This window comes from Sinomicrobium kalidii (assembly GCF_021183825.1).
In the GTDB taxonomy this organism is placed as follows: Bacteria; Bacteroidota; Bacteroidia; order Flavobacteriales; family Flavobacteriaceae; genus Sinomicrobium; species Sinomicrobium kalidii.
Genome location: NZ_CP089211.1, coordinates 3865089 through 3877995 on the forward strand (window position 1 = coordinate 3865089; position 12907 = coordinate 3877995).

6 protein-coding genes are annotated in these 12907 nt (G+C 46.0%); 1 reads left to right on the forward strand and 5 read right to left on the reverse strand.

The window, feature by feature from the left end; all coding sequences use genetic code 11:
- Positions 1 to 153 precede the first annotated feature (153 nt).
- Positions 154 to 3150, forward strand: coding sequence for a hybrid sensor histidine kinase/response regulator transcription factor (locus LS482_RS15695; protein ID WP_233028457.1), 2997 nt, complete (start codon positions 154 to 156; stop codon positions 3148 to 3150).
- A gap of 35 nt (positions 3151 to 3185) precedes the next feature.
- On the opposite strand, the gene LS482_RS15700 is transcribed toward LS482_RS15695, so the two are convergent.
- The 5 genes from LS482_RS15700 to LS482_RS15720 form a co-directional block, all read right to left on the reverse strand.
- Positions 3186 to 4613 (reverse strand): TolC family protein, encoded by a 1428-nt coding sequence (locus LS482_RS15700; RefSeq protein ID WP_233028458.1) that lies wholly within the window; start codon positions 4611 to 4613, stop codon positions 3186 to 3188.
- Between the two features lie 125 nt (positions 4614 to 4738).
- Positions 4739 to 5410 carry an ABC transporter ATP-binding protein gene (locus tag LS482_RS15705; RefSeq protein WP_233028459.1) on the reverse strand — a complete coding sequence of 224 codons (672 nt, stop codon included), beginning with the start codon at positions 5408 to 5410 and terminating at the stop codon, positions 4739 to 4741.
- A gap of 100 nt (positions 5411 to 5510) precedes the next feature.
- On the reverse strand, positions 5511 to 7922 hold the full coding sequence (locus tag LS482_RS15710) for an ABC transporter permease (protein WP_233028460.1): 2412 nt from the start codon (positions 7920 to 7922) through the stop codon (positions 5511 to 5513).
- A 103-nt stretch (positions 7923 to 8025) separates the two neighbouring features.
- Positions 8026 to 10425 carry an ABC transporter permease gene (locus LS482_RS15715; protein ID WP_233028461.1) on the reverse strand — a complete coding sequence of 800 codons (2400 nt, stop codon included), beginning with the start codon at positions 10423 to 10425 and terminating at the stop codon, positions 8026 to 8028.
- Positions 10426 to 10427: 2 nt separating this feature from the next.
- Entirely contained in the window at positions 10428 to 12842 is a 2415-nt protein-coding gene (locus LS482_RS15720; RefSeq protein WP_233028462.1) for an ABC transporter permease, read from the reverse strand.
- Positions 12843 to 12907 lie beyond the last annotated feature (65 nt).

The following is a 12907-nucleotide window of genomic DNA, read 5'->3' on the forward strand; positions in this document are numbered from 1 at the left end:
AAGCGTAAATGGAATTATAAAATGTCCCTGGTCATAGTTTTTGTGCTGCTGTTAATCGGCTTTATGTTTCTGATTTATATGGACTGGTTATGATGTATGTCCGGCATATTTAATTACTTTTCCTTATTTTAATGGTCCGAAAATCTTTTGTGGATGTCAAACTACCCGAATGTTCATAAAAAATGCCTTCTTGTGTTTAACCTGGTGTTATGGATATATACCGTTGGCATGGCACAAACATCTTCCGGGTTAGATTCCTTAAAAAACAATGTAGTCACAGCCCGGAACGATTCCCTCAGGATAGAAGCTTATAATGATTTTTTCTCCTACTGGATACACAAGGATCTCGATTCTTCAAGGTATTATACCGCAAAAGGGTATGAACTGGCCAGGAAGAGCGGTATCTCCAAGGGAATATCCGATCTTTCGGTATATACCGCTTATGTGGATATGCGGAGAAGAAAGTTCGGGCAGGCGCACCGCATTCTCGATGAAGCTTACCGGTTGCTGAAAGAAAAAGACGATTATAAGGGAGGGGAGTTTCATGTGCTTAACTGGAAAGCCTATATCTATGCCGAAGAAGGTAAAACAGATTCTGCCCGGCATACCCTGAAAGAAATTATTGAGGTCTCGGCAAAGGAATTTCCGCAGAATACCATATCGGCTTATCAGACCCTGGGAGACATGGCCCATGGCGAACGGAATTATTACGAAGCCATAAGCTATTACCAGAAAGCAGACTCGTTGTGCAGTTTATACCAAAAAGAACTGCCGGTTTGCCGCAGTGTTCTGGCCAATATTGGTGTTATTTTTAAGAACGAGCTGCTGCAACCGGACAAAGCCCTTACATACCTGACAAGAGCCCGGCAATCGTATTCGGACAATGAAGAACTCATCATGGTATATGAGGTTGATGTGGAAATTGCAGAAATTTATTTTATTCAAAAATCGTATGACAAGGCGGAAGCACTGCTGAACAAATCGCTGAATTTTTTCAGGGAACAGGACATAGTAAAACAGCAGGTTTTGGCCTTGAACGTACTGAACAGAATATATCTGGAAACCGGGGAATACGACAAGGCATCCAAATACCTTGACAATATGCATGCGCTGAGCATGGAACTAAAAGATACCTTTCATATTGCAGGTGCATTGATACACAAGGGTATTTTAGGTACAAAACTGCAACGCTACAGGGAGGCGGAAGAACAACTGGGAGCCGGGCTGGAACTGGCCGAGAGTATAGCTGACAGTCACCTGCAGGGGATAGCATATAACGGGCTTACGAAATTGTACGGGGCTACCGGAAAATACGATAAGGCACTCCGTACACAAGAAGGTTATTACCAATTACAACTGGACAAGGAAAAAGCAATCAACCAGAGTAAATTAACCGAACTGGAAGCCCGTTACCAGGCCGAAAAGAAAGAACAGGAAATTGAACTCCTCGCATCGGAAAACAGTCTGGTCGAACAACAGAAGAAAACACAAAAGATCATTTTTATCGCTACGTCCGGGATACTGTTTCTCGGGGTGCTGAGCGTTTTTATGTTGTACAGGAACCGGGAAAAAACAGCTAAAAAGCTAAAGGAACTGGACAGGATAAAGACCCGCTTTTTCTCCAATCTCTCTCATGAATTCAGGACGCCGTTGGCATTGATCTCGGGACCGGTAGAACACCAGCTTTCCAAAAAGGAAATGCCTGCCGATGATGAGCTGGACCTCCGTTTAATACAGCGCAACGCCAACCGTATGATGGAATTGATAGATCAGTTGCTGGAATTGTCCAGCCTGGATAACGGCGGTAGAAAACTCTCTGTCGGATACTATAATCTGCCGCTTTTTATTCGTCAGCTTTTAGAGCCTTTTCAGTATCAGGCAAACAATCAGGGAATAAATTTCCAATATGATATAACGGTGGAAACAATGGCCTGGTTTGACCGGGAGGTACTGCACAAGATCCTGTCCAACCTTTTTTCAAATGCCGTAAAGTATACGGATAAAAACGGCTATATCAGAATAGAAGCGGCGCAAAAAAACGGAAATGCCGTTTTTACGATAACGAATAGCAGTACACAAACACAACTGAATAATGAAGAAATAGAACATATTTTCACCCGTTTTTATCAATCTGATACCAATAAAGTAGGGGTGGGGATCGGGCTTTCCCTGGTAAAAGAACTGGTTTCCCTGAGCCGGGGAGATATTACGGTTGCAAATAAGGATGGCGAAGTGTGCTTCCGGGTCACGCTCCCGGTAACAAAAGAGGCGGTTCCGGAAGATGAAATAACAGAGAGCCATTCACCCGAAATTTCCTTGTCTTCGTCCGGTACTTTACAGGAAGACGGTGAAGTCGTGAATGCTGCAGGGGAACTTATAAACAATAAGCCCGTTTTACTTATTGTGGATGACAATGCAGATATATGCCTCTTCGCGGAAAATATATTCAGTGAAGACTACCAGGTACTGAAGGCAGAAAACGGTCTCACCGGGGTTCGGAAAGCCGTGGAAACAATTCCCGATATTATTATTTCCGACATTATGATGCCTCAGAAAGACGGGATCTACCTGGTAAACACCCTTAAAAATGACGAACGAACCTCTCATATCCCCGTAATACTGCTCACCGCAAAATCCGGAAGCCATAATGAAATAAGCGGACTAAAGACAGGGGCCGATGCTTATATGGTAAAACCCTTTCAACAGGAAAAGCTCAGGGTGATTGTTGAAAATATGCTGAAAAACAGACATCTGGTCCAGCAACATTTCAAGGAAACGGATTGGTTTGGCAGTCTACAGGGAGAAATCTCATCGAAAGACGACCTGTTCCTGGAACGGCTACGGAACGTACTTGCCGATAACCTTACCGAAGTGTCGTTTAATGTTGTCCGTTTCAGTGAGGCCATGTGTATGAGCCGGATGCAGCTTCACCGCAAGCTGAAAGCCCTTACCGGGCAGTCGGCTACGGAATTTATAAGGGACCAGCGTTTAAGACTGGCCATACGGTTGTTAAAAAAATCAGGGGCAGGTATTTCGGAAATTGCCTACCGGGTAGGGTTTAACCAACCGGCTTATTTTACCACCTGTTTTAAGGAAGTTTATAAAGTATCGCCTTCGGAATATGTAGAACAATATCACGGAGATGATTAGTCAGAGGGACCCCGTATTTTAATAAGATATTTGTTTTAATTAGTATTCATTCCCCGGTAATATTCCAGCACCCGTACCCGCAGTAAATATTCATACTTGGCATTGGCACGGCTTATCCGGGCATTGTCCATATTGTTTTTGCTGGTAAGGTATTCCACAATATTGGATACGCCACTATTAAACCTGACTTCATTTACACGGAAAGATTCTTCATAGGCCTTTACCTGTTCGGTGAGAATGTGGTAACGGTCGAATGCAGATTCCATGTCCATGTAGGCTTGTTCTATGGCCTGCTTGAGTTGTAACCGGGTGTTCTCCAGGTCTACCCGCGATTCTTCGAGTTTTATCTTTTCCAGGGCAACGTTGTTCCTGGCACGGAAACCGTTGAACAGGGGAATGTTCACGGCAACTCCAAAGACGGAGTTGAGGTTGTTGTTGAATTGATCTTCGTAGCTTATCGGATCTCCGGTGTACCGGGTTTCTTCCCGTAAAACCGGGTAGTCCTGTCCGTCTATGGCGACGAAGTCCCCGGTTTCCACGATCGAGCTTCCGATTTCGTCGAGAAACTCGGCTGCACTGGAATAGTTGGTGTTCAGTTCTCCGAAAACCGAGATTTCGGGGATATAACCCGCGCGGGCTACTTTTACCCCGTTTTTGGCGGCGTCCAGACGGAGTTCTTTGGCTTTGAACGTAGCCAGGTTGGTCAGGGCATCTTCCATGACCTCTTCAGCAGACAATGAATATTTTTTCATATCATCAAAATCCGTGAGGGCGGCAAAGGCCTTATCGGCGACTTCATCCGTTGTGTTCAGCAACTGGAAGAGATTGAGTACTGATGCTTTGAGGCTGTTTTCCGCATTGATAACGGCCGTTTTGTCCAGGGCATTCTGCCCCTGCATGTCGGTATAGTCGGCCGGGTTGCCTGATCCTTCTTCGTAGAGGGAGTTCAGTCTTTCCAGTTGTTTTTGGGTGGTTTCCATCCGGGCCCCGGCCTGTTTCAGCAATTCCCTGTTATTCAGTATTTGCAAATAGGTAAGGGTAACATCCAGTACCAGGTTTTGCCGCGCTTCTTCCGTTTCCATTTCAGCAGCTTTCAGGTTGTAGCGGTTCTGCCGGATGGTATTCAGCAATCTGAAACCGTTAAAGACCACGGCGTTCAGGCGCAGTCCCGCATTGGAAAATGTGAGTCGCTGATCCAGATAATCATTGGAATAGGGATCTATGCTCCGGCCATTCGAGATTCCCAGATTGTAGTTAGCGTTCAGGCCGGGCAGGATATCGGCCCTGGACTGGCGGTAATTCACTTCGGAAGTTTCCGCTTTCAAATGAGAACGCTTCAGGTCGAGATTGTTCTGAAGGGCGGTCTCTATACAATACTCCAGGGTGATGGGTTGTGTTTTTTCCTGGGAATACAGGGTAAAACAGGCTATGAGACAAAGTATGGTGATGAGTCGGACTAACATGATTTTTGTTAAATTATTAAGTTCGGAAACCTGCAGTTTTGTTGCGTGGTTGTTTATTTTGGCGGGGTGGCCCCCCTGGTCCCCCTGAAGGGGGGATAATATTCTGTTTTTTGGGATTTTTCCTGTTATGAGGTTACTTTCCTTCCGTCCAGTAACTCGATGATACGCGATCCGTATGCGGCATTTTTTTCCGAATGTGTTACCTGGATAATGGTGACACCCTCTTCTTCGTTGAGCTGCTTAAAGAGGTCCATGATCTCTTCACCCTGTTTGGAATTGAGGTTTCCCGTAGGCTCGTCTGCGAGGATGAGCTTGGGCTTGGAGATCAGGGCCCGCGCAATACCCACCAGTTGTTGCTGTCCGCCACTGAGCTGTTCGGGAAACAGGTCCTTTTTACCGACGATGTTAAACCTGTCCAGTATATCGGCCACCAATGCCTTGCGTTCGGACGACTTCATTTTCTTGTACAGTAAAGGGGTTTCTATGTTTTCATATACGGTGAGTTCATCGATAAGGTGATAGGCCTGGAATACAAAGCCGATATACTCCTTGTAGAGATTGGCCCGGTGTTTTTCCTTTAACTGGTGTACGGACTCGTCCATAAAGTTATATTCCCCTTCGTTAAAACCGTCGAGCATCCCTATGACATTGAGCAGGGTGGTCTTTCCCGATCCCGAAGGGCCCATAATGGAGATAAATTCCCCTTCTTCTATCGTCAGGTTGATGTCTTTCAGCAGAAATGTTCTCCGGCCTCCGGTGTTTACCCATTTAAAGATGTTGTTAAGCTGTAGTAGCATGTGTTTTGTTGTTTAGTTATTGAGTTACTGAGTTACTGAGTTATTGAGTTGCTGGTGCTTGGTAGCCAAATAACCTAATAACTCAATAACCTATTAACCACTATTCGGTTTTTAATGATTTTACGGGGTTTTCCAATGCTGCTTTTACGCTTTTGAAACTGATCGTTACCACGGCGATGAACACGGTAATGAGTGCAGCCAGGACAAATATCCACCACTGGATATCTGTGCGATAGGAAAAATCCCTGAGCCATCTGTCCATGAAATAGTATCCGATGGGAAATGCTATAATAAAGGACAGGAGTATGAGTCTTAAAAAATCTTTCGACAGCAAAGCGACAATTTGCGGTACAGTTGACCCGAGGACTTTCCGTATCCCTATTTCCTTGAGCCGTTGTTCTGTGGTAAATGTTACCAGGCCGAACAACCCGAGGCAGGCCACGAAAATGGTGAGCACGGCGAAGATGCAGAGAATGCCCCCCATTTTTTGTTCGGTACGGTAGGTCTCTTTATAGGAGTCGTCCAGGATGGTATAGGCGAACGGTTCGCCGGAGTCAAACCGGTTCCATGACTTTTGAATACTTTCAATAAGCCCTGACATATCGGCCACGTTGGTCCTCAGTATAAGTCCGCCATCGGGGTTATACCGCAAAATGAGTGGGGCTATGGGCTGGTGCAGGGACTTGAAATGGAAATCCCGGACCACACCTATTACGGTCAGTTCTTCTCCTCCATTGTCCGTATCCCTTGTGAGGGTCTTTCCGATGGGATCGTCTTTAAACCCGAGTGTTTCTGCTGCGGTTTCATTGATGATGACGTTCAGGGAATCCGCTCCGAATGCTTTGGAAAAGTTCCTTCCGGCAACCAGTTCCATCCCCATAACGGACAAATATTCTTCATCGATGTTATAATAGTACATCCTACGCTGGTATTGGTCTCCCAGGAATATACCGGACATACTGTTGTTGGTAGGACCGGCGGGGACATAGGCAGAAGTGGTCACATTCTTTACCCTGGGGTCCCTGAGGATCTCGTTCTTAAAAGCTGTTTTATTATTGCCCAGAAGGTAGGCATCCCGCAATACCAGTATCTGGTCCCGGTCATAGCCGATGTTCTTGTTCTGGATGTAAGACATTTGGCGCCCCACAACGAGTGTAGCGAAAATAAGTCCTGCCGAAATGACAAACTGGAATACGACCAGCCCGCTCCGGAGGCCTTTTGTGCCCTTTCCGGTGAAGAATTTGCTTTTAAGCGCTGTCACCGGTTTAAAAGAAGACAGGAAAAAAGCGGGATAACCACCTGCCGCAAGGCTTATGAATGCCACCATAATGAACAGCACGGCCCATATCCGGAATTGCAATAAAAAGGAGAGGTGCAGCTCTTTACCCGATAGGCCGTTAAAGAAAGGCAGGGCCAGTATGACGATGAGAAAGGCTACGGCTGTGGCGATCAGGGTAGCTATAAAAGATTCCGTAAGGAACTGGGAGATCAACTGTTTCCTTTCCGAACCCAGGACCTTGCGGATGCCTACTTCTTTGGTCCTTTTGGCTGCTGTTGCGGTAGAGAGGTTCATAAAATTAATACAGGCGATGAGCAACATAAAAAGGCCTATGGCACCGAAGATATAGATGTATTTGATATCCCCGCCCTGTTCCAGTTCACTGGTGCTTGCAAAATCGGAATTCAGGTGAATATCGGTAAGGGGCTGCAAAAAGAGGCCTAATTGATTGTCTTTGATAAAGTCGGCAAAGGACATGCCTATCTCGTCTTTGAGTTGGGGGCCTATGTGCTTTTCAACTATGGCGGGTAATTTGTTCTCCAGTTGTTCCGGGTCCGTACCTTCCCTGAGGAGCAGGTAAGTGAAAAAATCCGATTTTGTCCAGAAGGTGTTTTTAGCGTAAGAGTATCCTTCCATGGAGGCGAGCATATCAAAATGAAAATGCGAGTTTTCGGGGATATTCTCTATGATGGCCGTGACCCTGAACCGTTCTTCGTCTTCGCCCATGACCAGCATTTTTCCTATGGGATCGCTATCTCCGAAATACTTTTGAGTTTCGTCCCGCGTCAGTACAACGGTTCCGGGTTCGTCCAGCGGATTTGTCGAATTTCCCTTAATGACAGGGAGTGTAAAGATTTCGAAAAAGTTAGGGTCTACGTAAGCAAAACGGCTGTTGCGGAAAGTTGTATTTCCGTAGGTCATTTTCGGCATCCATATTCTCCGTATCCTGGTGGCGTCTGTCACCCCGGGCAGTTCATTTTTTAAGGTTTGAGCAACGGGAGCCATAACTACGGCTTCTTTCATAACCTCACTGTTTATTTTGGCTCTGAAAACCACACGGGCGATGCGGTCTGATTTTTTGTGAAACCTGTCATAACTAAGCTCATCGGCTATAAAAAGCGCAATAAGCAGGGAGCAGGCTATCCCGATACACAGCCCCAGGATATTTAAAGAGAAGACCCCTTTGTTCTTAAGGATGTTCCTCCATGCTATTTTGAGATTGTTTTTTAACATTTTTGAGTTATTTGGTTATTGAGTTACTGAATTATTCGGTGGTTTGAGAAGGCCATGTCTAATAACCAGGCAACTCAATAACGTATCAACTTAGATCAGATCATTATTCCGTTTTTAATGATTTCACCGGATTTTCCAGTGCAGCTCTTATGGATTGAAAACTTATTGTGACTAATGTAATGACTATAGCCGCAAGTCCGGTTACAGCAAATATCCACCACTGGATATCCACACGGTAGACGAAGTCACGGAGCCAGGAATCCATGACCCACCAGGCAAAAGGTGAGGCGATAAGGAAAGCGAGCAAAACCAGTTTTATAAAATGTATTGACAATAGGTAGGCGATACCCATTACGGGAGCCCCTAACACTTTACGTATACCTATTTCTCTGGTACGTTGTCTGATGGTATAGGCCGACAGACCGAACAATCCGAGACAGGCCAGCAGAATAGTGATGGCAGAAAAAAGCCCCAGGATTTTCCCCATTCGCATTTCACTGGCATAAAGACTGGCGAATGCTTCGTCCATAAACCGGTAATCGAAGGAGCGGTGCGGAACGATCTCCTTCCATTTGTCTTTTAAAAAGGCGATGGTTTCCGAAAGATCGCGGCCGGAAGTTTTGATAATAAGGTTTTCGCCCCAGGTATCGGGGAAAAGAACCAATGGCTTGATAGGCGTATGCATGGAGGCAAAATGAAAGTCTTTGATCACTCCTCTGACTTCCCCATTCCTGTAGTGCAAGGTCATTTTTTTTCCTATGGCTTCTTCAGGAGTCCATCCCAATGCCGTTGCAGCAGACCGGTTTAAAATAAAATGGTAATAATTTTTGTCGTCATCTTTATATGACACATCCCGGATATCCTGCTCGGACATCCCCCGACCGGCTATGAGTTGCAGACCACAAGCTTCGAGATATTCATCGTCTATAGGGTTACCGGCTGTCATTAAGTATTGCTCCGGAGTCATGTTGTCGGTCCACATGCTGTATCCGCCGTAGATCTGTGTAGGCAGTTCATTAGCCCTGGATACGGCCAGGATATCCGGGTTTTGTTTTAGCTCTTTTTTGATCAGGTCCATTTTTTTTGTGATCTTACTGTCTAAGGGCAATATCAATACGTGTTCCCGGTCATATCCCAGTTCTTTGTTCCGGATGTAGTGCATCTGGCTTTGCATGACCAGGGTAGCGATAATAAGGAAGGCGGAGATTCCGAACTGGAATACGGTAAGCGATCCCTTGAGCCAGTTGCCCGAAGCAGAACAGTGAAAAGCCCCTTTGAGCACTTTGCTCGACTTAAAGCCGGACAGTACAAAAGCCGGATAACTTCCTGCGAGTAGGGAGATGCATATCAGTATCACCAAGATGCCTGCCAGTATCCCGGGCCGGAAGATATCGGAAAAGGGGAGGGACTTCCCGGTAAAGTCATTGAATAGGGGAAGTAATAACAGGGTAAGCACAATACTTAAAAGCAGGGAAAAAGCGGAAAGCAATGCAGATTCACTGATAAACTGCCAGAAGACCTGCCGCCGGTAAGCCCCGACGACTTTACGGATACCGACTTCCCTGGCGCGTTCCAGCGAACGGGCGGTACTGAGATTGACATAGGTAAAACACGCGATCACCAGGATGAGCAGTGCAACACATCCGGAAATGTACAGGTGCCGGATATTGCCGTTGGGTTCGAAACCGTCGTAAGGCGAATACAGGTGTACACGGGTATAGGGTTCCAGTTCGTAATTGAGATAGGAGCCGTCATTATCTTCATCAGCTGCCATTTCCCTTTTCATGAACGGAACTATTTTGGGCTGAAGTGTGGCTATGGCCTTCCGGTCATTCAACAAAAGGTAAGTGGTGTAATTGGCGCTCCAGTATGTTTCTTCGGCCCGGGCAGCCGGCCAACTGGAAAAAGAAGCAAGCAGATCGAACCTGATCTGGGAGTTGGGCGGGCAGTCTGCGGCCACACCGGTCACCAGGTAATCGGTCTGGTCGGCCCCCACCTGTATGGTTTGGCCTATGGGGTCTGTATCGCCGAAATATTTTTTGGCTGTGGAAACGGAAAGAACCACTTTACGGGGCGCGTCCAGTACTTTTTTTGAAGTCCCTTTGAGCAATGGGAATGAAAAGATGTCAAAAAAGGCAGAATCGGCATACAGGAATCGATCTTCTTCAAATACGGCATCCCCGGTCCTGATCACGGTACTTTCCTTATGCATACGCACGCCGTTGTCCACTTCGGGGAAATTGTTTTTAAAGGCAGACAGGACCTTGGTACCTGTGAAATTCCCTTTTTTTACATCATCTCCTTCCCGGCCGTATTCCATAATGACTCGAACGATGCGATCGCCTTTTTCCTGGAATTTGTCATAACCCAGTTCGTGTTGTATGTAAAGGATCATCAGAAGGCAGCAGGTCATACCGGTGACCAGGCCGATGATATGAATGGTAGAAACGGTTTTGTTTTTCCAGAGGTTTCTCCACGCTATTTTAAAATAATTCTTGATCATGATTATTCCGTTCTTAAAGATTTAACAGGGTTTTCCACCGCGGCTTTTATCGTCCGTATACTTATAGTTGCAAATGCGATCAGTGTGGCAATGGCTCCTGCGGCTATGAAGAACCAGGGGCTGAGGTCTATCCGGTAGGAGTAGTCCTGTAGCCAGTTTTTCATCAGCCACCAGGAAAAGGGAGTGGCAACCATAAAGGCAATGCCCACCAGCTTAAGGAAATCCCTGCTCAGTAATATGGTGATGGCAGAAATGCTGGCCCCGACCACTTTTCGTATACCGATCTCTTTGGTGCGTTGAGCAATGGTGAACAATGACATGGCAAATATACCGATACAGCTCAAAGCGATGGCAATAATGGATCCGCTGGCGATAACGGAGGTCATGGTCTTTTCCAGGTCCAGGGTACGGTTAATGTTCTCGTTTAAATAAGAACCCAGAAATTCGGTATTGGGCTCTATCTTTTTCCACGCCTTTTTCACCCTTGTTAAAGATTGTGCTGCGTTTCCCGGGCTGACTTTTACATAAGCATAATCGAGATTTTTATTAGCATTTAAAAAGAAGGTGATAGGCTGAATGGTTTGGTTGAGGTCTTCAAAATGATAATCCTTGACGATACCGATCACGGTATACTGAATGGAATCAAACAAACTGACCGTTGTATTCAACAGGTCTTTTCCTCCCATCTCTCTGGCCATTGATTCGTTGATGACCAGCGACAGACTATCCCGGGAGAAATCCCTGTTGAACGACCGTCCGGCAGCTAACCGGATATCCAGTGTTTTTAGGTAATCGTAATCAACGACCAGTATATTGGTATTGACCTCCTTGCCTTTATAGTCAAAACCAAACGCACTTGTGGTCCTGCTGCCGTCCCTGCCGAGCCCGAGGTTGTTGTCGGCGGCGGAAATGCTGAGGATTCCGGGCTTTCCGGAAAGTTCATTCCGCAACAGGTCCACAGTAATACGGGAGTCCTTTTTTCCGTTTAACGGCAGGGAAATAACCTGTTCTTTATTAAAGCCGAGGTCTTTTCCCATCATAAAGCGCAGTTGGCTGTGCAAAACCAGGGTGCTGCTTATCAACAGGATGGCCAGGCTGAATTGTACTACGACCAGTACATTTCTCAAACGGTTTTTACGATCGACACTCAATGAGCCTTTCAGGGTCCGTACCGCCTTTAATTTACTCAGAACATATGCGGGATAACCTCCTGCCAACAGGGTAATGGCCGTAAACGCCAGTACAAAACAAAGCAGGGTTACCGGGGAGGCGAGACTTAAAAATGTAGCTCCGGTCCGGAACAGTGTTTTAAAAGGCGGGAGCAGAATATTACTGAGAAGGATCCCCAGGATAAGAGCAGTCAGGAAAACAAAAATACTTTCGCTCCAGAATTGAAAGAACAACTGCTTTTTTTCAGCGCCAAGGGTCTTTCTCACCCCGATCTCCCGAAGCCGTTTGGCATTGGTGCCTATGCTCATGTTTATAAAATTGACACAGGCGATGAACAAGATGAGCGATGCTATACCCAGTATAAGGTACGGATAGGTCTTGTTTACCGAAATAGTCCCGTTGGCAGAGGTTATAAAACGCTGGTCTTTAATCGGGAACAGGCCCATCTGGATATACTGGCCGTTGGCATCCGGTTTTGCCCCGTCCCGTTTGAATTTGTTAATATCTTCAGCAAAATGACGACTGCTGAAAGCCCGGCTGTTTTCTTCGAATTTCTTCGGGGATACTCCTTCTTCCAGGGTTAAGTAAACTTCGTGGTTTCTATGATCCCACCTGTCTTTTTTCTCGTTATACCCTGGGGAATTGACAAAATTGGTCGCAATATCAAAGTTGATACTACTTTGCTTAGGAATATCTTTTAATACGGAAGCCACGGTAAAAGGAGTTTCTTTTCCACCGATTGTGAGCATTAGGGTTTTGCCTACTGCATCCTCATCTCCGAACATAGCCTTTGCCGATTTCTGTGTGAGTACCACACCCGATTGAGATCGTATTGCCTGTTTGGCATTACCACGTGCTTCAGGAAAGGAAAAAATGGAGAAGAAATCAGGATCGGTATAGAGGATATCAAAATAGATGTCTTTATCCCCGAAGGTAGCAACTACGGTACTTTCCACATGCCGGGTGATGGATGCAATGCCCGGGACTTCTTCTTTGAGGGCCTCGGCGAGGGGCATGGGGTTGGATATCGAGTGTTCAAGCCCTTTGGGGGTCTGCTGGCTGTAATAAAGAAGAAACGTATTGTCGAAGTTTTTATGGAATTTGTTGTACGACAGCTCAAAAAACGCCGTCATGCTCAACAGTATGGCCACGGCAAAGGCTACGGACAGGCCTACGATATTCAAGGCTGTGAATGTTTTGTGTTTCCAGAGGTTCCTGAGCGCTATTTTAAAATAGTTTCTGATCATGGTTTTTTGGTTGTTGAGTTATTCGGTTACTTGGTTATTGAAAGGATGATGCTTAATAACTCAAT